Source organism: Streptomyces daliensis (genome assembly GCF_054782395.1).
Window position 1 is genome coordinate 34,884 of the sequence record NZ_BAAGSO010000058.1, and the last position, 24,112, is coordinate 58,995.

The following is a 24,112-nucleotide window of genomic DNA, read 5'->3' on the forward strand; positions in this document are numbered from 1 at the left end:
CACCCCGGACGGCGGTGACCAGTATTCGGCAATAGCGGAGTTCAAGCCCATGTGAGACCCCATGACGGACCGTGTGCTGACCGTCACATCGTGGGGGCGCGAATAGGCCCCAACTATCAGTCCTCACTGACAGTTGGGGCCACAGTTTCACCCAGTGCTATCGCCCCAGCCACGCCCCGTACCCCGCGAAGGTCTCCGGTAGACGGCGCTTCTGGGCGTCCAGGTGGGCATACGTCTCGCGCACCGTCGGGTGGTACCGCGTCTGCTGAGGTGCCAGCCGCCGAGCCTCTTGAAGCGCCTTGAACGCACCCTCCGCGCGCCCTGTCCACATCAGCGAGCGCGCCATCTCCGCATGGTGGTGAGCGGATCGCGAGCGCGGCCACGTGTCGGGCAGCTTGATCTTCTGCCCTGAGTCCACGGCCCCCTGGTAGTCGTCCAGTTCGGCCAGCACCGAGGTCTTGTGGACGGCGACGTTGAGTGGCCCGAACGACAGCCAGTGCACCTTCTCAGCTGGCCCGGTCGCTTTGGCCAGTCGATCCGCCTCGAACAGGTTGTGCTCGGCCTTGTCCTTGTCCTTGTCCCGGCCCGCGAGCACCGAGGCTCCGAGGTGTAGCTGCCCGGCGATGACGTCCCTCTCGCGGCCAGCGGGCGCCTGCTCCAGGATCCGCTGGCCCATCGCGATCAGCCGCTTCCCCGTTGCGTAGTCGGCCGAGCGGAGGTAAGCCAGGGCCCTCATGTACTGGCGCATGCTGGACAGGATCGGGTCCGAAGCACGGTGCGCCGCCCAGTCCAGCCGGTCCAGCGCAACCGTGCACAGATCGAGATACCCCAACTTGGCGGTCACGTCGTAGGCCGTGCGGTAGGACGAGGCCAGGACCTGCCAAGCCCGGTCGGACGTCTCGGTGTGAGCAATGGCCGTGGCGTCGATGATGAGGGACGGAAGCTCGGCTGCCACCTTCTTGATGTTGGTCGCGCGGACCTCCGCGCACAGAGCCTCAGCCTGGTCTGCGAGTTCGCCGAGCGGACGGGGCCGTACCTCGACGTCAACTCCGACGTCATAGAGGTTCATCGCCTCGCGGATGGGGTGGATCAGCCCGTCCAGAGCGTCGGCCTGGAGATCTTCTATATACGGCTGGCCCGTGAGGTCCTCGACGGGCATCGAGAGCGCTCGGGCGAGGGCGCCGAGCACGCTCGGACTCGCGGGCAGCCGGTCCTGCTCCACTTTCGTCAAGGTGGAGTAGGAGACGGCTGAGAGGCTGGCCAGCTCGCGCTGGCTCAGACGGCGGAGTTTTCGGGCGCGTGCGATACGTGCGCCGGTGTTCTGCGGCGTGAGTGCGTGCATACTGGACTCCCGTTCTGAGCGTCAGACACTCAGAACCGTACGCCTGGCGCCGCGCCGGGAGACAGTCGTTGGCCCTCACCGCACCCGGTGAGGGCCTTCGTCATGCCGGGCACGCACAGCCGTGCTACTCCATGGCCCCGCACTGCGGGTTCGAACACACCCACTGGGACTCGCCCGTCGGGTTGCCCTGATCATCCGTCTCGATCGTCTTGTACATCGTCCCGCCGCACGACCCGCAGCCCTTCGTCGCGATCCTCTGGCCCACAATCCCCTCCCTGATCCCGATTCCGCTCCGCGATGACCTCGTCCAGCATGCGCTTCGCACGCTCCACCTCGTCATCGCGGCGCAGAATCTCCTGAGCCGATTCCCCGCTCGCCGCCGTGACCCCACACGAGGGGCATGACCACCGGTCGACCAACGAGGTGATCGGAGGCTTCATCAGCACCCCGCACGTCGGGCAGGTCATCACCAGATCCTCGACATGCCCGCACGACGCGCACACCCAGTAGTGATCATTCCCCGACCTCTGGTGCCACATCGTGCGGTCGCACTTCGGGCAGCCCCGCGTGCTGAGACCGTGCAGCGTCATGTTCGGCGGCTCCGGGGTGTGCTGGGCGTAGTCCAGGATCTGTGCGCGCAGCCGGGCCTCCTCGACGGGATCATCGGTGTGGCCAGCCGCCATGCGCAACAGACGGGCCTCGCGCGAGCGGGCCTCGTCGGCGAAATCGGTCATGGCCTGGCGATGGTAACGCGCAGCTCGGCGTCAGCTTGCGCGGAATCACCCGGTCGAGTGGCGCGGCCAATCCGTGGTCGGACTGGTGGGTAGGAGGCCTGTAACGCGTGCGCAGGGAAGACGCCCACCACACAGGGCATAGAGACAACAGGGCATGAAGAAGGGCCCCGCCGACGGGGGAACGGCGGGGCCCTTCACTCATAGTGTGGCAGACGAAGGGCGGTTGTGGTGAGCCCTCGCGAAAAAATACTGGCAGTCCGGATTACCACGCGGTCACCACCCCGCCGTCCACACCGGCCCCCGCCCCACCTCACGGCCCCGCGCGGCGGATTCACGGCCCGCGAAGGGGCCGGAGGACTACGGCGCCGGGCTACGGCTCCGTCCCGATCGTGCCGTAGGTCGGCCGCCCCTGCGGCACGTACGTGTGCACCGCGACCCCCGCGCTCGTCGTCCGCGAGCCGGTCAGCTTCAGCGCCGTAGGCAGCGTGCCGTCCGCGAACAGCCGCCTGCCCCGGCCGAGGACGACGGGGTAGACGAGCAGCCGGTACTCGTCGATGAGGTCGTGCGCCATGAGGGACTGCGCGAGCACACAGCTCCCGTGGATCTGGATCTCCCCGCCGGGCCCGCTCCCCTCCGCCTTCAGCTCCGCGACCGCCTTGGGGACGTCGCCGGAGAGCAGCGTCGAGCCGTGCCAGTCGACCGAGGGCAGGGTCCTGGAGGCCACGTACTTGGGCAGTGAGTTGAGGCGGCTCGCGACGGGGTCGTTCTCGTCGGTGACGTGCGGCCAGTGCGCTGCGAAGATCTCGTACGTCCTGCGGCCCAGCAGAAAGCCGTCGGCCGCCTCGAACCAGCCGCTGATGACGCGGCCCATGTCCTCGTCGGCGTAGGGGACCAGCCATCCGCCGAGGTCGAACCCCCCGCTGGGGTCCTCGCCCGGGCCACCGGGTCCCTGTGTGACGCCGTCCAGCGTCAGGAAGGTGGTCAGCGTGATCTTCGTCATGGCCGGGCCCTCTCTCGGGAGTCCGTGGCCCGCGCCGTGCCGTTCCGGTCCGCTCCGTCGACGTGCCAGCTGAGCTGAGCGGAGCAGCGCGGCACGGCACGGGCCACGCGTGGTTCCTTCAAGAGGGTGACCCGCCGGGCGCCCCGAACTCATCGCCCGGCGCGGAACTCGTCGCGGACCAGCGGATTCACGCCATCCGGCACCCGGGCCCGCCGGGACCGCTCAGCAGACGCTGTCCGTCGGCTTGGGGTTGCCCAGGCCGAACAGGGGGCGCAGCCGCAGGCCCGCCCAGGTGCCGACGAGGGCCACCGCGCCCCAGATCCAGCCGTGCAGGCTGCCGGAGGCGATGCCCGCGAGGTAGGCGCCGATGTTGCAGCCCCCGGCCATGCGGGCGCCGATCCCCATCAGGACGCCGCCGAGGACCGCGGCGACCGCCGTGCGCAACGGCATGCCGCGGTGCAGCTTCCACACGCCGCCCGCCGCAGCGGCCACGGCGGCGCCGACCATGATGCCGATGTCGGTGAGGCTGGTCTTGTCCGCCAGCACGGGCCCGGAGAGCTGCGCCGCGTTCTTCGGCTCCTGCCAGAACGCCCACGCCTCGGGCGAACCGCCCAGCGCGCCCACGAGCTTGGAACCCCACAGCGCGAAGGCGCTGGTGACGCCCCAGGCCCCGCCCGAGACCAGCAGCACGGCCGCGCCGAGCACGGCCAGTACCAGCGCGCCGACGGCCAGCGGCCAGGAGCCGCGCAGGACGCGGGCCAGCGCGCCCCGCGCGGACGGCGGCGTGCCGACGGGCGGCGGGGTGCGCCGCGCCTGGATCCGGCGGGCGACCAGCCAGACGAGCGCGAGCAGCGCCACCGTCAGCACCCAGGAACCGAACCAGCCGACGTGGTCGGCGAAGACGACCGGGTCCATCGCGGGCAGGTCGCGCCACAGCCCGTACTGCCAGGCCGCCAGCGTCGAGCCCGCGATGAAGCCGCCGAGGGTCAGCACGATCGTGCTCTGGCCCGAGCCGACGGCGAAGAGCGTGCCGGAGGCGCAGGCGCCGCCGAGCTGCATGCCGACGGCGAAGAGGAAGGCCCCCACCAGGAGCCCGATGCCGAGGGTTCCCGCGCTGGGCGCGGGCACGGAACCGAAGAGTCCGCTGCCCGTGCCGATGATCAGCGCGAACAGGGTAGCCGTGGTGCCCAGCAGCAGGGTGTGGGCGCGCAGTCCGGTGCCGTTGCCGACCGCGATGAGCTGCCGCCAGGCTGAGGTGAAGCCGAAGCGGGAGTGGAAGAGGGCGACGCCGAGACCGATGCCGAGCAGGAGCAGCACACCGGGCTTGGCGCCATGCGCCGACCACACATACGCGGTCAGCGCGACCCCGATCACCCCGGCGACGGCGAGCGGCAGACGGCGCACGCGCGGCGCCGGTGCGGCCTCGGGCGCGGGCACATGGGTGGGCGAGGGGGTGAGCAGAACGGTACGGGGCGGCGCCCCGGCGGGGGGAGCGGTGGTCACGGGCGTCTCCGTGGGAAGGGGGCCGGACACGGGTGTGCCGACGGCGCTACGAAGAGGAGGGGAAGGGAGTGAGGGGCCGGGTGAGCGGGGGCGGCGCGCGGGAGCGCCTGGTCACCGGCCCGTGCGGCCACCCGCCGGGGTGGCGGGGGCCACGGGGAGATCCGTCAGCGGCGACAGAGCGCGTCGTCGACGCTCCACGCCGTGGCCGCGAAGAGCGCGAGTGCCAGCAGGCGTGCGGGTCCGAACATGAGTGCCACGGTAGACCATCGAGTTCCGGCCACCCCGGCCTGTCTCATTTACCGAGACCGAAAATGGACAGCCGCCGGTAGGGTCGGGCCCGCTCCTGTCCCCGTGCGCCCGCTGGAGGTCGGTTCTTCCGTGACCGAACCCGTGACCGAGCCCGTGACCACCGCCACCTCTCCCGTCACGTCCCCCACCTCCCCCACCGCCTCTTCCGCCGTGCGCACCGAGCGCAGCGGCCCGGTCACGACCGTCGTCCTCTCACGGCCCGGGGCCCGCAACGCCGTGGACGGGCCGACCGCCACCGCGCTCGCCGACGCCTTCCGCGCCTTCGAGGCGGACCCGGAGGCGCGGGTGGCCGTGCTGTGGGGCGAGGGCGGCACGTTCTGCGCCGGTGCCGACCTCAAGGCGATCGGGACGGAGCGCGGCAACAGGGTCGAGCCGGAAGGGGACGGTCCGATGGGTCCGACGCGGCTGCGGCTGTCCAAGCCCGTCATCGCCGCCGTCAGCGGGCACGCGGTCGCGGGCGGGCTGGAACTCGCCCTCTGGTGCGATCTGCGCGTCGCGGAGGAGACCGCCGTCTTCGGGGTCTTCTGCCGCCGCTGGGGCGTGCCCCTGATCGACGGCGGTACGGTCCGGCTGCCCCGGCTGATCGGCACGAGCCGCGCCACTGACCTCATCCTCACCGGCCGCCCCGTCCACGCGCACGAGGCGCACGACATCGGCCTCGCCAACCGGCTCGTCCCTGCGGGCCGCGCCCGCGCGGCGGCGGAGGAGCTGGCCGCGGAGCTGGCCCGCTTCCCGCAGACCTGCCTGCGCGGCGACCTCGCCTCCGTCCACGAGCAGGACGGCCTCTCCGAGGAGGCGGCCATGGCGGCCGAGCTGCGCCACGGGCGGGCCGCGCTGGCCGAGGCGGCTGAGGGGGCGGCCCGCTTCGCGGCGGGCGCGGGGCGGCACGGGGACTTCGGCGACCTCGGCGACGGGTGAGGGGGGGGCGAGGGGGGCGGGTGCGACGAGGGAGCCGGTGGCCCTCTCAACGCGCCCGTCGCGCCCGTCGCGGTTGCCGCACCCGCCGCGTCCGTCGCACCCGTCACGTCCGTCACGCGTACGGCAGCAGTCCCGCGTCCGTCTTCTCCCAGGCCGCGCGCAGCCGTGCGAGGCGTTCGGGCTGCGCCGCCGCCCTGTCGGCCAGCTCTCTGGGGTCGGCGGAGAGGTCGTAGAGGTGGTCGGTGCCGTCCTTGCCCCGGTAGTACTTCCAGTCGCCGCGGCGCAGGGCGCGCTCCCCCCGTACCCGCCAGAACAGGTCGCGCTCCGGCGCCCGTTCGCCGCGCAGCAGATAGCCCGCGAGGCTGTGGCCGTCCAGCGGGTGTCCAGGCGCGGGGCGCGCGCCCGCGAGTTCGAGGAGGGTCGCGGTCCAGTCCGGGGAGTAGTGGGGGACGTGGCTGACCTGCCCGCCGTCGAGCCGCGCGGGCCAGCGGACGATCTCAGGGACCCGGATGCCGCCCTCCTGGAGCGACGCCTTCGCGCCGGACAGCGGCCACTGGTACGACCAGCGCTCGCCGCCGTTGTCGCTGGCGAAGAAGACGAGGGTGTCGCGCTCCTGGCCCGAGGCGCGCAGCGCCGCCAGCACCTCCCCCACCGAGCGGTCGAGGTCCTCGACCATCTCGGCGTACTTCTCCAGCGACCCGCCGTCCTCGTGCCGCAGCGCGCGCGAGTCCCCCGCGGCCACGCGCTTCGCGATCCGTGCCGCGTCCTTCTCGTCGCCCTCCGCTATCCAGGGCCAGTGCGGGGTGGTGAAGTTGAGGTTCAGCAGCCAGGGCTCCTCGCGCCCGCCACCCCCCTCGGCGTCGCCGCCGCTACGTCCCTTGCCGCGCAGGTGGTCGACGGCGCGCTCGGTGAGGACGCGGGTGTAGTAGCGCAGGTCCTTGTACTCGGCGTCGCCCTCGTAGAGGTCGTATTCGCCGCCGAGCCCCAGCTTGGAGTAGTACTCCAGCGCCCCGCCGAAGTTCCCGAAGAAGGAGTTCCAGCCGGACTTGGTGGGGCTGTAGTCGGGGAGGTAGCCGCAGTGCCACTTGCCGATCAGCGCGGTGTCGTACCCCGCGTCGCGCAGCAGAGAGGCGAGGGTGGGGTGGCCGGGCTCCAGCCCCTCGCTCCGGTCGGCGATGGGCTCGGCGAGGCCGCCGCGGGTACGGCCCGGATAGCGGCCCGTGTAGAGGGAGAAGCGGGTGGGCGAGCAGGTCGCGGAGCCCGCGTACGCCTGGGTGAAGCGGACGCCCTCGCGGGCGAGGGCGTCGAGGTGCGGGGTGCGGATGCGGTCGGAGCCGAAGGAGGAGAGGTCGGCCCAGCCGAGGTCGTCGCCGAGGATGAACAGGATGTTGGGGCGCCGGGACCTGCGCCCGGTGCCGGCCCGGAACGGCCGCTCCTCCGGCGCGTGCGGGGCCGCGGTTCCGGTGGCGGGCGCGGCCGTCGCGGCGGATGTGCCCATCGCGGCAGTGGCCGCCGACGTACCGACGAGCCCGCCGAACGCGCGACGGGACAGGGCTGCGGACATGGTTCTCCCCGGGAAGAGGTCGGATGAGGGTGCTGAGGCACGGGGTTGCTCTGCGCGGGCACGGGCGTGCCGCGTCACGTCGCATCGCATCGCGTTGCGTTGCGTTGCGAGAGGCGGGACGACGAGGCGCGCGGCGCCGATCAGGGGTACGGGCCCGTGTACGGGCAACGCGTGCCGCCCGTCACCCCGTACGCGTCACACGCCGCACGTCACACGGTGGGAGCGGGGCGACACACCGCGCTGGCCACGCGCCGCAGGTCGACATGACGGCGGCGCACGAGGACGCGCCCTCTGCTCCGTACGGGCCGGTCGGCGGTACGGTCAGCGGGCCGACGTCGCACAGCGGGCACGGCGGACACGGACCGTCCGGGCCGCGCACACCGCGCGTCCCGTCGCCCGAGGGGCCCTCTTCCGGGCCGTCGCGTCAGTCTCCGCATGGGCGCCGAGTCTTGTCGGCCCTGGTGACGGCGTCAACGCTTGGGGCCCACGCGTAACACGACCGCCATACGCACCTCTTGACGCGGCAACAACACCAGATCAGAGTGCGCACGGCAGCCGATTGTTTAGCCATACACGAATCCGGAGGCGCCCGTGTGCGATCTGCATGACCATCACGAGCACACTCAGCAGGCCGAAGAGGCCCTGGCCGCGAGTGGGATGAGCCGACGCCAGATCATGCAGTTGCTCGGCGCCGCCGGAGTGACCGCCGCGACCGCGACCGCCGTCGCCGCCGACCCCGTGATGGCCGCGACCGGTGCCGCGACCGGCTCCGTGGCGGGCGACGGCGGCTACGAGCCCCCGGAGGGCCTCGCCCAGGACTCCGCGGCCAAGCGCTCCGCGCTCGCGTGGATCGAGCGGCACGAGTCCCGCATCACCGGGTTGAACGACGAGATCTGGGAGAACGCGGAGCTGAGCCTGCGCGAGTGGAAGTCCTCGATCGCGGAGGCGGACTTCCTCAGAGAGGCCGGTTTCGAGGTGGAGTTCGGGACGGCCGGTTTCCCGACCGCGTTCACGGCGACCTTCAGCCAGGGCAGCGGCGGCCCGGTGATCGGTTTCAGCGGCGAGTACGACGCGCTGCCCGGGCTCTCCCAGAAGAAGGGCGTCGGCGAGCACGATCCGCTCGACTACGTCCACGACCCCTTCTCCCCCGGCTACGGCCCGGGCCACGGCTGCGGCCACTGCGCGCTGGGCACGGCTGCCGCGGCGGCGGCGGCAGCCGTCGCGCGCGCGGCGAAGCAGCACAAGCTCGACGTGACCGTGAAGTTCTTCGGTTCGACGGCCGAGGAACAGCTCATCGGCAAGACGTACGCGGTGAGCGAGGGCGTGTACGACGGTCTCGACGCCTTCCTGGACTGGCACCCCTCCACCGGCAACGCCACCGGCTGGGGCAGCACGAACGCCATGACCGCGATCACCTTCACCTTCCTCGGCGTCGCGGGACACGGCGGCACCCCGCTCGGCAACAAGAGCGCGCTGGACGCCACGGTGATGATGGCGACGATGTCGGAGTTCCTGCGCGAGGAGAGCATGGCGCCCTCGGCCCGCCTCCACTGGGCGATCGTCAACGGCGGCGACATCCCCAACGTCACCCCCGAGATCTCGGAGATCTCCTACTACGTGCGCGAGGGCAGTCCGGCCCGCGTCCAGTCGCTGCTGGACAAGGTCATCGCCGTCTCCGAGGCCGCGGCCAAGGCCAGCAGGACGTCCGTACGGCACAAGATCACGTCGGCCTGCTGGAACCAGTTGCCCTCGAAGTCCTTCGCCGAGCTGATGCACGACAACATGCGGCAGATCGGCCCGCCGAAGTTCTCCGACGAGGCGCAGAACCTGGCCAAGCAGCTCCAGAAGTCGCTGGGCCTCCCCGAGAAGGGGCTGCACGACAAGATCGCGGATCTGACGCCGCCCAACCCGGTGTTCATGGGCGGGGGTTCGACGGATGTGGCCGACATCAGCTGGCAGGTGCCCACCGTCTCGCTGGGGACGGCGCTGGCGCCGGTCGGCTCGAAGATGCACACCTGGTCGACCGCCTCCTGCGCGGGTTCGTCGCCGGGGCACACGGCGCTGCTGGCCGCGGCCAAGTACCTCGCGGCGACGGCCGTCGATCTGCTGACGCAGCCGAAGCTGCTCAAGGGCCTCAAGGAGGAGTTCGCCGAGCGGACGAAGGACGTCGACTGGAAGACGGCGCTGCCCGAGGGCTACGAGCCGCCGATGTACGAGCCGCCCGCCTGGTTCCTGCGCAAGACGGGGCAGAGCTGGCCGCCGGACAACATCACCTGGCCGCCCGTACGCGTGATCAGCAAGGAGAAGTTCTCCTCGTTGGGCCCGGACCTGGAGCCGCAGACCTGACGTTCACGTTCCGGTGCGGGGACGTTCCGGTGCCGGACCGGCTGGACCGGCTGGACTGGGCGCGGGGGGACGTGGGGTAGACATGCGCGCATGATCACTCACCCGTTCCCCCGCAAGCTCGGGGCCGCCCTCACCGTCGCGGTCGCGGCGGCCTCGCTGACCGCGCTCGGCGCGGGCACGTCCGCCGCCGCCCCGGCCCCAGGCCAGGGCCCCGTCACCGCCTCGGCCACCGCCCCGGCGACCGAGGGCATCCCGGCCATCGCCGGGCTCTCGGCCGAGCGGGTGCGGCTGGCCGACAAGGTCGCGGCGGCGAAGTGGGGCACAGACCAGCCCATCGACGACCCGGCGCGGGAGCGCCAGGTGCTGGCGGACGTGGCGGAGCGGTCCGCCGGGATGGGCATCGATCCGGCGGAGGCCACCGCCGTCTTCCGGGACCAGATCGAGGCCAACAAGCTGGTGCAGCGCGGGCTGTTCGCCCGCTGGGAGGCACACCCCGAGGAGCGGCCCACCGAGCGGCCCGACCTGGCCAAGGAGGTACGCCCGGCCCTCGACCGGATCACCACCGGGCTGCTGGAGCGGCTCAAGGAGACCGAGGACGCGCGCCACGCCCCGTCCTGCGCCGCCCGCCTCGTCCACGGCTCCGCGCGTGCGGCGCTCACCCAGCGCCTCGACGCACTGCACGGCGCGGGACTCGCCCGCGCCGTGCCCTCCGTCTGCGTCCGCGAGTACTGAGCCGCACGGGGCTGACCGGGCTGACCCCCGTGGGCGGCCCTGCCGTCAGCGCTGCCTGCGCCAGGGCCCCGTGATCGCGAACATGATCCCGGGGTCCTGGATGTTGGCGTAGAGCGTCTTCCCGTCCGGCGAGAAGACGACCCCGGTGAACTCGCTGTACGAGGGGTCGTCCGGCGTGCCGAGGTTCAGCTCGTTGCGGGCGATGGGATACGTCGCGCCATCATCCGTCGCGCCGAAGAGGTGCTGCACGCCCTCGCCGTCCTCGGCGATGACGAGCCCGCCGTACGGCGAGACCGTGATGTTGTCGGGGCCGTCGAACGCGCCGTCCTTCGACGGGTCGGCGTTGACGCTGAGCAGCACCTTGAGGGTGAGGGTGCGGTGCCTCGGGTCGTAGAACCAGACCTGGCCGTCGTGCGGCGCGCCGGGGCTGTCGTCCTCACGGGCGTACGAGGAGACGACGTACGCGCCCCCGTCGGCCCACCACATGCCCTCCAGCTTTCTGGCACGGGTGACCTCGCCGTCCCCGAACTGCGCGCGCACGTCGGTCTCGCGCGCGTCGCGCTCGGGGACCTCGGCCCAGTCGACGCCGTAGACGGTGCCCGGCCTGGTGGCGCGCGAGAGGTCGTCGACGAAACGGCCGCCGGAGTCGGAGCACTTCATCGCCTGGAGCACCCCCGCGTCGTCGGCGAGCCCGCGCAGCTTGCCGCGCCCGTGCCGGAAGCCGTGCGGCGGGACCCAGCGGTAGAGGAGCCCGTTGGGGCCTGAGGCGTCCTCGGTCAGCAGCAGGTGACCGCGCTTGGGGTCCACGACGACGGCCTCGTGGTCGTAGCGTCCGAGGGCCTTGAGCGGCTTCGGGTTCCGGTTGGCGCGACGGTCGTACGGGTCGACCTCGAAGACGTAGCCGTGGTCCTTGGTCATGCCGTTCTCGCCGGCCCTGTCCGTGTTCTCCTCGCAGGTCAGCCACGTGCCCCACGGTGTGCGCCCGCCCGCGCAGTTGGTGGAGGTGCCCGCGATGCCGACCCACTCGGTGACGTGTCCTCCGCGCCCGCCGCCCTTTCCCGCACCGCCCGCGACCTCGACGACCGTGCAGCCGCCGGAGGCCGCGGGGTCGTAGACGAGGCCCTCGGTCAGGGGGACGGGGTGCTTCCAGTTGGCGCGCGGGCCCTTCAGCTCATGGTTGTTGACCAGCAGGACGCTGCCGCGAGGACCCTCGAAGGTAGCGGTGCCGTCGTGGTTGGACGGGGTGGACTCGCCGGTCTCCAGGGTGGTCTCGCCGCTGCGGGTCAGCACGCGGTACGCGAAGCCAGCGGGCAGCGCGAGGAGCCCGTCCGGGTCCGGTACCAGGGGGCCATAACCGCGGGTGCCGCGCTCGCCGTTGCCCGCACCCGAGCCGTTCCCCGCCGCGTCCAGCGGCTCGGCCGCCGCGCTGGAGAGCCCGCCGGGGGCCGTGGCCAGGACACCGGCGCTGCCGACGATCGCGACCCCCGCTCCGGTGAGCGCGGAACGCACGGCGAAGTCTCTGCGGCTGAGCGACATCTTCACTCCTCATGGGCGGCACCGTTGAGCGATGGCGCCCGACACGGTCGCGCCCCACGGCGAACCGTCGCTGAACACCGCACGAAGTCCGGGCGCTGTTTGCCCGCATTCTCCGGAGCGCGGCGGGTGGCGCGGGGCCGAAGCGCGGCGGGTGGCGCGGGGGCGGATGTGCTCGGACGCACTGGAAGACACTCTGCGCAAAGAACCATGGCAAACAAGGTCATCGGCGGCAAGAGCCGCTCAACAGCATGATTTATGACGTACCGCCTTGACCGCCCCGCGGCCCGGCAATAGGCAGGCAGGAGACAGGCAGCACGTCCCGCTCCACGCCGATGCCCCGGGTCCGGCGCCCCGGCGCCCCGGCGCCCCGGCGCCCCGGAACCGATGCTCTGGCGCCGCAGCCCCGGCGTCGCAGCCCTGGCGCCGATGCCCCGGACCGGCCGACCGGCCAGGCGAAGAGAAGAGGTGGTTGGCGTGAGCCAGCCCGAGATGATGCGAGGACCCACCGGCGGCAAGGTCAGCGAGACCTCCCGCCAGCAGGCGACGTCGGACTTCCTGCGCCCCCAGGCACCGCTCGCGAACGTCGTCGGCTTCGGCCACGGCGTGAAGTGGACCGGCGGACGGCCCACGGGCGAGCAAGCCGTACTCGTCTTCGTGACGCAGAAGGTCCCCGAGTCGATGCTCGCCGAACGCGATGTCGTACCGCCCGTGATGGACGACGGCACCCCCACGGACGTGGTCGCCGTCGGCCAGGTGTCGGCGCAGCGCCAGGCCAGCCAGTCCCGCCCTGGCGGGCGGCGGGCCGACGACCAGCCCGGCGGATACCGCCCCGACGCCTCGGTCGTCGAGCAGCTGTCGGGCGTCTCGACGCCGCTGCTGGAGGAGCTGGGCCAGATCAGCCGCGGCCTCAGCTCGACGCGGGACGCGCAGGCCCTGATCCGCAGGCTGCGCCCCTGCCCCTCCGGCTTCTCGGTGGGGAACGTACGGGTGACGGCAGGCACGCTCGGCAGCGTGGTCTACGACCTGCTGCCCGACGCCACCGTCGACCCTCCCGCGCCGGGCCTCGGCTCCCCGTCGCGGTTCTACATCCTGTCCAACAACCACGTCCTCGCCGACTCCAACCGCGCCCAGCCCGGCAGCGCCATCGTGCAGCCGGGCGTGTTCGACGGCGGGCAGGACCCCGTGGACCGGATCGCGACGCTGGACCGCTTCGTGACCATCCAGTTCGCGCCGCAGATCCCGCTGGAGCGGCACAGCAACGTGGTCGACGCGGCGCTCGGGCGCGTCGACTTCCAGGACGCGACCCGCGAGCAGTACTTCAGCGGCGCGCCGCTGAGCTGGCGCCGCAAGGCCAACGTGGCCGTCGGCGACCCGGTGAAGAAGACGGGCCGCACCACCAACATCAGCTTCGGCCGCGTCATCGCGATCGACGCGACCATCGACGTGGACTACGGCACGGCCGGAACAGCCCGCTTCAAGGACCAGATCCTGACCACCAACATCTCGGCGGGCGGCGACTCGGGCTCCCTGGTCACCTCGCCGGACAACGTGGCCCTCGGGCTCCTCTTCGCGGGCTCCTCCGTCGTCACCGTCGTCAACCACATCGAGACGGTGCGCGCCCTGCTGCGCGTCGAGATCGCCGAACAACTGGCCTGAGCACCGCCCCGGCCCCGTACCGCCCGTACTGCTCGTACCGCCCGTACCGCCCCGTCCCGGAAGGGGGACGCGCCATGGCCACGGCCGCGCAGAAGAAGAAGGGCGGCACCACAGCCGTCCGCAAGGAACACCGCTTCATCAACCCGCAGGGTGCGGAGGTCAAGACGCGGGACGAGGCGTTCGCCTCACCGCAGACGGAGGTCCCGGCCGAGGCGCTGGAGGTCACGAACACGCTGGCGCTGCACAACGGCGCCGTCACGTTCGCCATCGAGGTGACGTACAACCCCAACACGTATCCGCACGTGGTGACCGGCGGCCGGATCACCTGCGGCATCTGCGGCGCGCCCTGGGAGATCACCGGCGGGTCCATCGGCCAGCAACTGCGCCTGGACGCGAAGCGGACCGGAGGACAGGGGTCCTGCGCGGACACGCTGGTGATCGTCGGCGAATACCAGAATCCGCCCGCCTACCGCGGCACGTACGGGTTCGACGGAGCCGCGTCCTCCTTCCGCCACACGACGCGCTTCGGCGTCTGACGCCCCCCCTCCGGCCTTCCCCGGTCCCCCTCTCCCCCGGCGGGGGCCGGGACGGCGGAGGCGTGCCGGAGCGGGGCCGGGAAGAGGACAGGCCCGGGGGCGGCGAGGCGACGGGGGCGGGATGGTGGGGCGCTGCGCTGGGGTGCTGGGGGCCGTCAGGCGCGGCTGCGGGCCTTGAAGGCGGCCTTACGGGCCTCCTTGGCCGTGCGCTTGTCGGGGTGGACGCGGCCCATGGCCTCCAGGACGTCGCCCGTGGCGGGGTGCTCCACCTTCCACACCTTGTCGAAGAACCCCGCGTGCTGATCGACCAGACCCTGCACCAAGCCTTGCAGCTCGTCCGACTCGGAGGGCTCGCCCGCCATGGCCAGTTGCGCCGCGATGGTGTCGACAGTCAGCCAGAAGACCATCTCCTCATCGGGCTGCGGCACGTCCCCCGCGCCGCGTTCGGCCAGCCACACCCGCGCCAGCCCGCCCAGTTCCCTGTCGTCCAGCACCTCGCGCAGCGCGGGCTCCGCTTCGGCGCCCGCGAGGGAGAGCGCCTGCTGACAGCCGAGGCGGCGCGCGGGCGCGTCCTCGTCGGCGCCGCGTGCCGCGGCGAGGAGTTCGCGTGCCGCGTCGACGGGCGCGCGGGCCGCGAGCCACGTCTCGCTCTCGGTCTGCGCGTCGGCCTCCGAGTACAGCGGCAGCGCGTCGAGCAGCCGCCGCGCGTCCGCCTCCGCGAGATCGCCGACCGCGGGCGCCTCGATCCCCGCGTCGCGCATCCGCACCCGCACCCCGTGCAGGCCCAGCGGGGTCAGCCGCACCATGCCGTAGCGCGAGACGTCCTCTTCGTCCAGCTCCTCCGGCAGCTCGCCGCCCTCCTCGGCCTCCTGCGTCAGCGCCTCGTCGACGGGCTGGTACGCGAGCAGGCCCGTCGGCTCCAGGATGCGGAACTGCTCGTCGAGCTTCATCATCGCCGCCGAGACCTCTTCGAGGATGTCGTCGGTCGGCTCGTCCATGTCCTCGGGCACGATCATCGAGGCGGCGAGGACGGGCAGCGGCACCATCGCGCCCCCGGCGACGGCGCTGTCGGTGACCGTCAGCAGATAGAGGTTGCCCAGGGCGCTGTCGAGGAAGTCGGCCTCCTCCTCGGGGTTCCAGTCCATGGAGTCGAGGTCGATGGAGTCGGGGTCGATCTGCCCGTCCTCGCCGACCGCGCTCTCCAGGCCGCCGAGCAGTTCCTCGAAGCTGGGCGTCGCCGCGTCGGCGAGCACGGTCTCCAGGCCGCCCTGCCACAGGTCGAGCACCTCGGCCGGGGTGCCCTTGCCCGTCAGCAGCTCCAGCTCCTCGCCCGCTGTCGCGGTGCCCACGGGCTCGTCCGTGGACAGCACGGGCCTGTCCCCGCCCCCGTCCCCCGACTCCGGGTTCCCGCTCTCCTCGTCCTCGTCGACCTCCAGCAGCCCGGTGTCCACGGCGAGGTTCCACGCCTCGGCCGCCAGCGCGGGCGCCTCCGCGTCGTCGTCGATGCCGAGATGTTCCACGGCGGCCTTGAGCTGGTCGGAGAGCAGTTCTCCGCCCGCACCGACGGGGACCCCTGCCTCCGCCCAGCGCGCGAGCCTCGCGGCCCGCGCGAAGAGCGGCGCGGCGAGCGCGTCCCGTGCCAGCTCGGCCTCGGAAGGCAGCCGTACGGGCGGCATCGTGGGACGGTCGTCACCGGTCATCTGCGCGTTCATCTCCTACAGGGGTACGGACGGTGCAAGGCCCCCAGGGTAGACGGGATCTGTCCCCCGCTGCCCGAATCGTGCACTTACCAATGACCCGCTCCGGCCGCCCGGACCCGAAGATACGTCACGTCCTTGACAACTCCCGTTTCGCCAGCAGACTTTACGCGCGTAGAGAATGCCCGGCACCACGTCCGTCACCCCCTCGGAGGGACCGTTGTCGTCTCGCCTCGCACGTACCTGCGCGCTCACCCTCGCCGCGCTGTGTTCCACGCTCTTCGTCCTTCCCTCCTCCGCCTCGTCGGCCGCCGCGAGCGGAGCCGGTGAGGGCACCCGCGTCCACGACATCCAGGGCCCCACCCGCGTCTCGCCCCTCAAGGGCGAGCGGGTGACGGACGTACCCGGCGTCGTCACCGCGATACGCGGCTTCGGCTCGGCCCGCGGCTTCTGGCTCCAGGACCCCTCACCGGACGACGACCCGTCGACCAGTGAGGGGATCTTCGTCTACACCGGCGGAACCACCCCCGATGTCTCGGTCGGCGACGCGCTGCGCGTCACGGGCGACGTCAGCGAGTTCTACCCCGGCGGCGCGGGCTCCGGGGGCCAGTCCCTCACCCAGCTCTCCAAGGCGACCTGGACCGTGGAGTCCCACGGCAACCGGCTGCCCCGTGCCGAACACCTCGACGCCGACCGCGTCCCCGGCAGATACGCGCCGCGCGCCAAGAACGACGACGGAAACATCGAACCCCTCACCCTGCGCCCCCGCAGCTACGCACTGGACCTGTACGAGTCCCTCGAAGGCATGCGCACCTCCGTCAGGAACGCGCCGGTCACCGGCCCCACGACCCAGTACAACGAGCTGTGGGTGACCGCCGACCCCCATGAGAACCGCACCCCGCGCGGCGGCACCCTCTACGGCTCGTACACCCAGCAGAACGGTGCCCGGATGAAGGTCTCCTCCCTCATCCCCTTCTCCGAGCGCCCCTTCCCTGAGGCGAACGTCGGCGACGCGCTGAAGGGCACCACCGCGGGCCCCCTGGACTACGACCAGTTCGGCGGCTACGCGGTACGCGCGACCACACTCGGTGAGCTGAAGGACCGCGGCCTCGCCCGCGAGAAGACCCGCCCCCAGCGCGAGGACGAACTCTCCGTCGCCACCTACAACGTGGAGAACCTCTCCCCCAAGACGGACCCCGCCAAGTTCACGCGCCTCGCCGAAGCCCTCGTCACCAACCTGGCCTCCCCCGACATCGTGACCGTGGAAGAGGTCCAGGACAACACGGGCCCGGCCGACGACGGCACCGTGGCCGCCGACGCGACGCTGGAGAAGCTGACCGCCGCCATCAAGGACGCGGGCGGGCCCGCGTACGAGTGGCGCCAGATCAACCCGGCCGACAACGCCGACGGCGGCCAGCCTGGCGGCAACATCCGCGTCGCCTTCCTCTACAACCCCCAGCGGGTCTCCTTCACCGACCGCCCGGGCGGCGACGCGACCACCCCCGTCCAGGCCGTCGAGCGGGACGGCGCCCCCGCCCTGTCCGCCTCCCCCGGCCGCATCGCGCCGCAGGACGCGGCATGGGAGGCGAGCCGCAAGCCGCTGGCGGGCGAGTTCCGCTTCCGTGGGCGCCCCGTCTTCGTGATCGCCAACCACTTCAGCTCGAAGGGCGGTGGCGACCTGGAGGGCGACCAGCCGCTGGAGGGGCGCATCCAGCCGCCCAACCGGTACTCCGAGCCGCAGCGCATCGAGCAGGGAAAGCTGGTGAACTCCTTCGTGAAGGATCTGCGCGCGATCGACCCCAAGGCGGTGGTCGTCGCCGCGGGCGACTTCAATGACTTCAATTTCTCCCCCACTCTCGACGCACTGCGCGCGGGCCGCGCACTGACCAGCCCGATGAACCGGCTGCCCGCGAACGAGCGGTACGGCTATGTGTTCAACGGGAACTCGCAGTCTCTGGACCATGTGCTGACCAGCCCCGGCGCGGGCCGGGTGGACTACGACGTCGTCCACATCAACGCGGAATTCCACGACCAGTCCAGCGACCACGACCCGTCGGTGGTCCGTCTCCCCCTCTCCTGACCCGACTGCGGGGCGTAGCCCAAGGGGCACGACCCGAGGCGGGGGAGGTGACGGAGCACGCTCTCTCATCCCCCCGCCGCGGGTAGGCCGGCCGCGAAGGGGTCAGGTGTCACGGCGGCGCAGCGTCACGTAACCGGCGAGAAGTGCGACGGACGTCCACGCCACCAAGAGCGCCAGCGCACCCCATGGGCCGTAGTCCTGGCCGAAGCGTGGGTCCTCCTGCGGGCCTCCGATGCGCATGAGCACCATGCCTGCCTGGTCAGGAAAGTACTGGAGGACGCTCTTCAGCACCGGGACGTTCCCGAGCCCCTGGGAGCCGAGGAAGAGCAGCGGCAGCAGGATCCCCAGCGACACCACCGAGCTGCGCAGCAGCGTCGCCACCCCTATGGAGAACACGCATATGAGCGTCAGATAGACGCAGGCGCCCACCAGCGAGGGCAGCACTCCGTCCGCGCCGAGCGTGGTGCCGTACGGCCCGAGTGCCGCCTGCGCCACGAGAAACGTGACCGGCACGGTGACCACCGAGACGCCGAGCGCCACCACCCCGCCCGCCAGCACCTTGCCGCCGAAGAACGCTCCACGTATCGGCACCGCTGCCAGCGAGGCCCGTATCGTCCCGGAGGAGTACTCGGAGCCGACGAGGAGCACCCCGAACACCACGAGGGCGAGCTGTCCGATCGTCACGCTGTACAGCCCGGCGACGACCGGATGGAAGTTCACGACATCCTCGATGTCGGCGCGGAAGCTGCGTGCGATCAGCGCGCCGAGACCTGCGCTGAGGACCAGGGCCAGCCCCAGGGCCCAGACCGTCGACCGCACGCTCCGGATCTTTATCCACTCGGCGGCGAGCACTGCCCGTCCGAATGCCATGTCGTCCCGCATGTCATCTCACCTCCCCGTTGCCGTGGTCGCTGCTGCGGCAGTCCGTGCCCCGGTAGTCCACGGACTCGCCGGTGATCCGTATGAAGGCTTCTTCGAGCGAGGCCGCCTGCCGCGCCACCTCGTGCACCGTCACTCCATGTGCCGCGCTCAGCTCGCCTATTCGTGCCGGCTCCGCGCCGATGGCCTCCAGACTGCCGTGGGGCCCCTCCTCGACGCGGATGCCGGCGCCGGTCAGTACCTCGCGTAACCGCTCGGGTTCAGGTGTGCGGGCGCGCACGCAGGAGCGCGTATGGCGGTCGATGAACTCGGCGGTGCTGGTGTCGGCGAGCAGCCGTCCTCGGCCTATGACGACGAGGTGGTCCACGGTCAGTGCCGCCTCGCTCATCAGGTGGCTGGAGACGAGAACCGTCCGCCCTTCGGCTGCCAGGGCCTTCATAAGGCCCCGGAACCAGAGGATGCCTTCCGGATCGAGGCCGTTGACCGGCTCGTCCAGCAGCAGCACCCGCGGATCACCCAGCAGTGCCGCGGCGATGCCGAGCCGCTGTCTCATGCCGAGCGAGAACTTCCCCGCCCGCCGACTGATCGCGCTCTCCAGCCCGGTCAGCTCGACGACTTCGCTGACCCGGCGCCCGGCTATCCGATTACTGCGCGCCAGCCAGCGCAGATGGGCGCGCGCCGACCGCCCTCCGTGCACCGATCCGGCGTCCAGCAGGGCACCCACGGTGCGCAGCGGTTCCCGCAGTTGGCGATAGGGCAGGCCCTCGATGCGGACATGGCCGCTGGTCGGCCTGTCCAGATCCAGCATCATGCGCATCGCGGTGGACTTGCCCGCGCCGTTCGGCCCGAGAAAGCCGGTCACCCGCTCCGGACGTACCTGGAAGGACAGTCCGTCGACCGCGGTGATCCGGCCGAAGCGCTTGGTCAGTTCGCAGACTTCGATCATGCCGATGACGATCCCGCACCGACCGGACCCGGCACATCAGTCCACAGCCGGAGCGAAACAGCTCCACCCAGAGGCTGAGCGACCCCGTCGAAGCGGCCCGCGTATCCGTCCCGAGGAGGAGCCGGGAGGACAGCCCGGAGACGGAAGCGGCGGTCAGCCCGCTGCGACTACGGTCTTGCGGTGAACAGGGGGAGAAAAATGGACGTGGAAGAGCAATACCCCATTTTGGCCCGATGGCTGAACAGGCGTCGGCTGATCGTGGTGGACGGCGTGATCGTGTCCGGGTACACGGCAGTGCTGCTTGCCACCGGCCCAGCCGAGACCACGCCCGGATCCGGCCCGGTGTCTGGCGGGGCCCCGCCGTGGGAGCAGCTCGTGCTGATGGTCGCGGCCACCGTGCCGCTCACCCTCAGGCGGGTCCGGCCGCTGCCGGTGTTCATCGCCGTGGTCCTGGTGACCGCGCTGGCGGTGGCCAGGGACGCGATGTGGGATCCCCTTCTCCCCGCGGCCTTCGCGCTCTATACCGTCGCGCTCACGAGTTCACTGCGCCGCTGGTGGGAGCGGTGGCTCCGCGCCCTCGCCATCGCGCTGCTCTGCGTCGCCGCGGCGCTGGGGCCGGTGCGCGCGGAGCCGGCGTACTGGTGGGCGGGCGGCCCCGGTCTGCTGCTGCTCGGCTTCGCGGCGCTGCTCGGTGCGTGGGAGCTGGGGCGTGCTGTCCGGCAGCGGCGCGCGGACGCGGCGCGTACGGCCGAGCACCTCACGCAGCGGGCCGTCACCGAGGAACGGCTGCGCATCGCCCGCGAGCTGCACGACGTGGTGACTCACAGCATGGGCCTGATCGCGGTCAAGGCGGGTGTCGCCAACCACGTCATACGCACACGTCCCGAGGAGGCGTACGACGCGCTGCGCGTCATCGAGACCACCAGCCGTGAGGCGCTCGCCGACATGCGGCGGATGCTCGGCGTCCTGCGCTCCGAGACGGACGGCGCACGGCTGCCCCCGTCCGCGCTCGGCCCGGCGCCCGGCCCCGACACGCTGCCTGAACTGGCGGAGCGGGCAGGCGCGGAACTGTCCATACGCGGAGTGGAAGGGCTCCCGGAGGGGATAGGGCTCACCGTTCACCGGATCGTGCAGGAGGCACTCACCAATGTGGCCAGACACGCGGCGCCGGGGACGCCCTGCCGCGTGGTGGTCGAAGGGAGCGGGCGCGAGGTGCGCATCCAGGTGACTGACGACGGCCGTTGCCCGGCGCGGTCGGCGCAGCAGTCCGAACCCGTCGGTGGCCACGGCATTCTCGGGATGCGGGAGCGGGTCGCGGCATACGGCGGTACGTTCACCGCGGGACCGCGCCCCGAAGGCGGCTTCGCGGTGACCGCCACCCTGCCGTACAAGGAGGCGCAGTGAACGACGCGGACGCGTCGGCCGACAACGACCCCGCACCCGGTCCAGGCTCCGGTCTCGGTCCCGAGTCGGGTCCAGGTCCAGAGGCAGGCCCAGCACCCGCCTTGGCGTCCAGCTCCGCGCCGATGTCCGCTCCCGTGCCGACCCGCGTCCTGCTGGCCGACGATCAGGCGCTGTTGCGTGGCAGTCTGCGGGTCCTGGTCGACGCCGAGCCCGGACTCGCCGTCACGGGGGAGGCCGCGACGGGCGAGGAAGCGGTGCGGCTGGCCCGTCAGGACCCACCGGACGTCGTCCTCATGGACGTACGGATGCCCGACATGGACGGCATCGAGGCGACCCGGCAGATCTGCGGCGCGCCTGAGACGCCGGACACTCGGGTGCTCATCCTGACCATGTTCGACCTGGACGACTATGTGTACGCGGCGCTGCGCGCCGGTGCCAGCGGCTTTCTGCTCAAAGACACTCCGCCGGGCGAGTTGCTGGCCGCCCTCCGCGTCGTCGCCGCGGGTGACGCGCTGCTGGCTCCCGCCGTGACACGGCGCTTGATCGCGGAGTTCGCCCGTCGCCCGGAGCCCTCTCCTCTGCTGGGCAAGGACCTGGACGGCGTGACCGAACGCGAACGGGAGGTGCTGACACTCGTTGCCCGTGGCCTGTCCAACAGCCAGATCGCCAAGCGCCTGTATCTCGGGGTAGCGACCGTGAAGACGCATGTGAGCCACCTGCTCACGAAGCTCGGAGTCCGCGACCGCGCGCAGTTGGTGATCGTCGCCTACGAGAACGGCCTGGTGAAGGCGGCGGGTCCGTCCGCACCGACCGCCTTGCCGTGATGCCCCGTCGTGGTGGGGTCGGATGGAGTGGGGGAGCCACCATCGGCCCGGCATGGTCAGTAGACGCCGGGCCCCGTCACGCCGCCCTGCCCTGCCGGACCGCCTGGGCCCGTCGCACCGTCGTGCCCTGTCACACCGCCGGGGTTCGCCATACCGTCGTGCCTCGGTGTGTCGTCGTGTCCCGTCACGTCGCGGACCAGGAGTGCCGCGCCTGCCACCGCGCCGGGCATCAGCAGCACCGCGACAAAGGGCACCAGGAAGCACAGCACCAGGGGCACCCCGAATCCGAGCGCGAGGGCCTTGCGGCCACGCAGTACCCGCAGCCTTTCCCGCACCGGGATCTCGCGGCGCTGCATCGCGACGGACGTCAGCTCCAGGGTGAGGAAGAACCCGGAGACGCAGAACCCGAGCACCGGGATCACGGTCTGCCCGATCACGGGCACAAAGCCGAGGAAGAAGAGGGGTACGCCGAGGAGCATCGCGCGCCACAGGACATAGAGGCTGTCGCGCAGGGAGATCCACAGTTCGCTGGCCAGCGGCCGGTCGACACCCTCCGGGCAGCCGCCCTCGGACTCCTCGACCTGCTCGGACAGCTTCTCGTAGAAGGGGTCACCGACGAGCAGCGTCACGGCGGTGAAGGTGAGCACCGACAGCAGCAGTCCGCCCGCCCACAGCAGCACGGCGAACAGGGCGCGGAGGGTGGTGCGCCAGCCCTCGGACCAGTCGTCGGCGAAGGGCGTGGCCCATGCGGCGATGTTGTCGGTCCAGAAGGCGAGGACGGTGAGCACCACCCCGTACAACACGAGCGTGACCAGCGCGGGCAGCAGCCCGAAGCCGAACCAGCGCCCGTGGCTCAGGACCCACCGCTGTCCGCGGCCCAAGTACCGTACTCCCGCTGCAAGATCGCGCATGCCCGTAAGCCTATGGCCTACGGGCATGCGCGGTGGCGGGAACCCCTGCCGGGGCGCGAGTTCCCGCGAACCTCGGCGAGAACTCCGGGGAGTGCGTCAGTTGTTGCTGTGCAGCGCCTCGTTCAGGCCGCCCCAGGAGCCGGTGCGCTGAAGCACCTCGACCTTGCCGGAGGTGGAGTTGCGGCGGAAGAGCAGGTTGCTCGCGCCGTTCAGCTCGGCCGCCTTGACGATCTTGCCGTCGGGCAGCGAGACGCGCGTGCCCGCGGTGACGTAGAGGCCCGCCTCGACGATGCAGTCGTCGCCGAGCGAGATGCCGATGCCCGCCTCGGCGCCGAGGAGGCAGCGCTCGCCGATGGAGACGGTCTGCTTGCCGCCGCCGGAGAGGGTGCCCATGATCGACGCGCCGCCGCCGATGTCGGAGCCGTCGCCGACGACGACGCCCGCGCTGATGCGGCCCTCGACCATGGAGGTGCCGAGGGTGCCCGCGTTGAAGTTGCAGAAGCCCTCGTGCATGACCGTGGTGCCCTCGGCCAGGTGCGCGCCGAGGCGGACGCGGTCGGCGTCGCCGATGCGCACGCCCTTGGGCGCGACGTAGTCGGTCATGCGCGGGAACTTGTCGACGCTGGTGACGTTCACCTGCTTGCCCGCGGCGCGCGCGGCCAGCCGCACCTGCTCGATCTGGTCCACGGCGACAGGCCCGAGCGTGGTCCAGGCCACGTTCGCGAGCAGCGCGAACTGGCCCTCCAGGCTCAGCCCGTGCGGCTTCACCAGGCGGTGGCTGAGCAGGTGGAGCCGCAGGTAGACGTCGTGGGTGTCCAGCGGCTTGTCGTCGAGGGAGGCGATGACCGTCCGTACGGCCACGATCTCCACCCCGCGCACCGGGTCGGGACCCAGCGCCTTGGGCGCCGCCTCCCCCAGCAGCTCGGCGGCCCGCTCGGGGCTCAGCCGCTCGGTACCGGCGGGACCGGCTTCGGCGGCCAGCTCGGGCGCGGGGAACCAGGTGTCGAGGACGGTACCGTCGGCGGCGACGGTGGCGAGCCCGGCGGCGACTGCGCCGGTGGTACGAGTGCTGGGTGCTTCGGTCATACGTCGAACGCTATCCGGATTCGCGCCGCGATGACGAACCGGTCCTGCCATGCGGGCACCCGCCCCCACCTCGGCCCGAGCCGCCCTCGGGCCCCGGGCCACCCCCGTC

The 24,112-nt window shown here is 71.8% G+C and carries 20 protein-coding genes; 8 read left to right on the forward strand and 12 right to left on the reverse strand.

Annotated elements, in window-relative coordinates; all coding sequences use genetic code 11:
- Nucleotides 1–157 precede the first annotated feature (157 nt).
- The 4 genes from ACYVOO_RS12515 to ACYVOO_RS12530 form a co-directional block, all read right to left on the reverse strand.
- Nucleotides 158–1,342 carry a helix-turn-helix domain-containing protein gene (locus tag ACYVOO_RS12515; RefSeq protein WP_461015728.1) on the reverse strand — a complete coding sequence of 395 codons (1,185 nt, stop codon included), beginning with the start codon at nt 1,340–1,342 and terminating at the stop codon, nt 158–160.
- Between the two features lie 191 nt (nt 1,343–1,533).
- Nucleotides 1,534–2,076, reverse strand: a complete 543-nt coding sequence (locus ACYVOO_RS12520) for a hypothetical protein (protein WP_461015729.1) — start codon at nt 2,074–2,076, stop codon at nt 1,534–1,536.
- 370 nt (nt 2,077–2,446) lie between these two features.
- On the reverse strand, nt 2,447–3,076 hold the full coding sequence (locus tag ACYVOO_RS12525; protein ID WP_461015730.1) for a dihydrofolate reductase family protein: 630 nt from the start codon (nt 3,074–3,076) through the stop codon (nt 2,447–2,449).
- Nucleotides 3,077–3,298: 222 nt separating this feature from the next.
- Nucleotides 3,299–4,579, reverse strand: coding sequence for a YeeE/YedE family protein (locus ACYVOO_RS12530; protein ID WP_461015731.1), 1,281 nt, complete (start codon nt 4,577–4,579; stop codon nt 3,299–3,301).
- A gap of 402 nt (nt 4,580–4,981) precedes the next feature.
- On the opposite strand from ACYVOO_RS12530, the gene ACYVOO_RS12535 reads away from it, so the two are divergent.
- Entirely contained in the window at nt 4,982–5,806 is an 825-nt protein-coding gene (locus ACYVOO_RS12535) for a crotonase/enoyl-CoA hydratase family protein (protein ID WP_461015883.1), read from the forward strand.
- Nucleotides 5,807–5,918: 112 nt separating this feature from the next.
- Here the strand turns inward: ACYVOO_RS12535 and ACYVOO_RS12540 are convergent, their stop codons facing one another.
- Complete coding sequence (locus tag ACYVOO_RS12540; RefSeq protein WP_461015732.1) at nt 5,919–7,370, reverse strand: sulfatase family protein; 1,452 nt, start codon at nt 7,368–7,370, stop codon at nt 5,919–5,921.
- A gap of 209 nt (nt 7,371–7,579) precedes the next feature.
- Nucleotides 7,580–7,807 (reverse strand): putative leader peptide, encoded by a 228-nt coding sequence (locus ACYVOO_RS12545; RefSeq protein WP_461015733.1) that lies wholly within the window; start codon nt 7,805–7,807, stop codon nt 7,580–7,582.
- Between the two features lie 154 nt (nt 7,808–7,961).
- Between ACYVOO_RS12545 and ACYVOO_RS12550 the strand changes: the two genes are divergently transcribed.
- Complete coding sequence (locus tag ACYVOO_RS12550; RefSeq protein ID WP_461015734.1) at nt 7,962–9,716, forward strand: amidohydrolase; 1,755 nt, start codon at nt 7,962–7,964, stop codon at nt 9,714–9,716.
- A gap of 90 nt (nt 9,717–9,806) precedes the next feature.
- On the forward strand, nt 9,807–10,448 hold the full coding sequence (locus ACYVOO_RS12555) for a chorismate mutase (RefSeq protein ID WP_461015735.1): 642 nt from the start codon (nt 9,807–9,809) through the stop codon (nt 10,446–10,448).
- A 45-nt stretch (nt 10,449–10,493) separates the two neighbouring features.
- Here ACYVOO_RS12555 and ACYVOO_RS12560 read toward each other — a convergent pair whose 3' ends face one another.
- Nucleotides 10,494–11,984 (reverse strand): alkaline phosphatase PhoX, encoded by a 1,491-nt coding sequence (locus ACYVOO_RS12560; RefSeq protein WP_461015736.1) that lies wholly within the window; start codon nt 11,982–11,984, stop codon nt 10,494–10,496.
- Between the two features lie 474 nt (nt 11,985–12,458).
- Between ACYVOO_RS12560 and ACYVOO_RS12565 the strand changes: the two genes are divergently transcribed.
- Nucleotides 12,459–13,640: a chymotrypsin family serine protease gene (locus tag ACYVOO_RS12565; RefSeq protein WP_461015737.1), complete on the forward strand. Its 1,182-nt coding sequence runs from the start codon at nt 12,459–12,461 to the stop codon at nt 13,638–13,640.
- A 74-nt stretch (nt 13,641–13,714) separates the two neighbouring features.
- A complete protein-coding gene (locus ACYVOO_RS12570) occupies nt 13,715–14,176 on the forward strand; it encodes a hypothetical protein (RefSeq protein ID WP_461015738.1) in 462 nt (153 codons plus the stop codon).
- 155 nt (nt 14,177–14,331) lie between these two features.
- Here ACYVOO_RS12570 and ACYVOO_RS12575 read toward each other — a convergent pair whose 3' ends face one another.
- Entirely contained in the window at nt 14,332–15,876 is a 1,545-nt protein-coding gene (locus ACYVOO_RS12575) for a hypothetical protein (protein WP_461015884.1), read from the reverse strand.
- A 178-nt stretch (nt 15,877–16,054) separates the two neighbouring features.
- Here ACYVOO_RS12575 and ACYVOO_RS12580 point away from each other — a divergent pair, with 178 nt between their 5' ends.
- Nucleotides 16,055–17,953, forward strand: coding sequence for an endonuclease/exonuclease/phosphatase family protein (locus ACYVOO_RS12580; protein ID WP_461015739.1), 1,899 nt, complete (start codon nt 16,055–16,057; stop codon nt 17,951–17,953).
- A 102-nt stretch (nt 17,954–18,055) separates the two neighbouring features.
- On the opposite strand, the gene ACYVOO_RS12585 is transcribed toward ACYVOO_RS12580, so the two are convergent.
- On the reverse strand, nt 18,056–18,835 hold the full coding sequence (locus ACYVOO_RS12585; RefSeq protein WP_461015740.1) for an ABC transporter permease subunit: 780 nt from the start codon (nt 18,833–18,835) through the stop codon (nt 18,056–18,058).
- A 1-nt stretch (nt 18,836) separates the two neighbouring features.
- The gene (locus ACYVOO_RS12590; protein ID WP_461015741.1) at nt 18,837–19,778 is read right to left on the reverse strand and encodes an ABC transporter ATP-binding protein; all 942 of its coding nucleotides are present in this window, start codon (nt 19,776–19,778) and stop codon (nt 18,837–18,839) included.
- A gap of 204 nt (nt 19,779–19,982) precedes the next feature.
- Between ACYVOO_RS12590 and ACYVOO_RS12595 the strand changes: the two genes are divergently transcribed.
- Both ACYVOO_RS12595 and ACYVOO_RS12600 read left to right on the forward strand, forming a co-directional pair.
- Nucleotides 19,983–21,182: a sensor histidine kinase gene (locus ACYVOO_RS12595; RefSeq protein WP_461015742.1), complete on the forward strand. Its 1,200-nt coding sequence runs from the start codon at nt 19,983–19,985 to the stop codon at nt 21,180–21,182.
- Nucleotides 21,183–21,304: 122 nt separating this feature from the next.
- Complete coding sequence (locus ACYVOO_RS12600; RefSeq protein WP_461015885.1) at nt 21,305–22,006, forward strand: response regulator; 702 nt, start codon at nt 21,305–21,307, stop codon at nt 22,004–22,006.
- Between the two features lie 56 nt (nt 22,007–22,062).
- Here the strand turns inward: ACYVOO_RS12600 and ACYVOO_RS12605 are convergent, their stop codons facing one another.
- Both ACYVOO_RS12605 and dapD read right to left on the reverse strand, forming a co-directional pair.
- A complete protein-coding gene (locus tag ACYVOO_RS12605) occupies nt 22,063–22,917 on the reverse strand; it encodes an EI24 domain-containing protein (protein WP_461015743.1) in 855 nt (284 codons plus the stop codon).
- A gap of 96 nt (nt 22,918–23,013) precedes the next feature.
- Nucleotides 23,014–24,003 (reverse strand): 2,3,4,5-tetrahydropyridine-2,6-dicarboxylate N-succinyltransferase, encoded by a 990-nt coding sequence (gene dapD, locus ACYVOO_RS12610; protein ID WP_461015744.1) that lies wholly within the window; start codon nt 24,001–24,003, stop codon nt 23,014–23,016.
- Nucleotides 24,004–24,112: the final 109 nt, after the last annotated feature.

Bases quoted from the DNA above. Each gene is read 5' to 3' on its own strand.
- ACYVOO_RS12515 (WP_461015728.1), bottom strand. From the start codon at position 1,342: ATGCACGCACTCACGCCGCAGAACACCGGCGCACGTATCGCACGCGCC.
- ACYVOO_RS12520 (WP_461015729.1), bottom strand. From the start codon at position 2,076: ATGACCGATTTCGCCGACGAGGCCCGCTCGCGCGAGGCCCGTCTGTTG.
- ACYVOO_RS12525 (WP_461015730.1), bottom strand. From the start codon at position 3,076: ATGACGAAGATCACGCTGACCACCTTCCTGACGCTGGACGGCGTCACA.
- ACYVOO_RS12540 (WP_461015732.1), bottom strand. From the start codon at position 7,370: ATGTCCGCAGCCCTGTCCCGTCGCGCGTTCGGCGGGCTCGTCGGTACG.
- ACYVOO_RS12545 (WP_461015733.1), bottom strand. From the start codon at position 7,807: ATGCGGAGACTGACGCGACGGCCCGGAAGAGGGCCCCTCGGGCGACGG.
- ACYVOO_RS12555 (WP_461015735.1), top strand. From the start codon at position 9,807: ATGATCACTCACCCGTTCCCCCGCAAGCTCGGGGCCGCCCTCACCGTC.
- ACYVOO_RS12560 (WP_461015736.1), bottom strand. From the start codon at position 11,984: ATGTCGCTCAGCCGCAGAGACTTCGCCGTGCGTTCCGCGCTCACCGGA.
- ACYVOO_RS12570 (WP_461015738.1), top strand. From the start codon at position 13,715: ATGGCCACGGCCGCGCAGAAGAAGAAGGGCGGCACCACAGCCGTCCGC.
- ACYVOO_RS12575 (WP_461015884.1), bottom strand. From the start codon at position 15,876: ATGACCGGTGACGACCGTCCCACGATGCCGCCCGTACGGCTGCCTTCC.
- ACYVOO_RS12580 (WP_461015739.1), top strand. From the start codon at position 16,055: ATGCCCGGCACCACGTCCGTCACCCCCTCGGAGGGACCGTTGTCGTCT.
- ACYVOO_RS12585 (WP_461015740.1), bottom strand. From the start codon at position 18,835: ATGCGGGACGACATGGCATTCGGACGGGCAGTGCTCGCCGCCGAGTGG.
- ACYVOO_RS12590 (WP_461015741.1), bottom strand. From the start codon at position 19,778: ATGATCGAAGTCTGCGAACTGACCAAGCGCTTCGGCCGGATCACCGCG.
- ACYVOO_RS12600 (WP_461015885.1), top strand. From the start codon at position 21,305: ATGTCCGCTCCCGTGCCGACCCGCGTCCTGCTGGCCGACGATCAGGCG.
- ACYVOO_RS12605 (WP_461015743.1), bottom strand. From the start codon at position 22,917: ATGCGCGATCTTGCAGCGGGAGTACGGTACTTGGGCCGCGGACAGCGG.
- dapD (WP_461015744.1), bottom strand. From the start codon at position 24,003: ATGACCGAAGCACCCAGCACTCGTACCACCGGCGCAGTCGCCGCCGGG.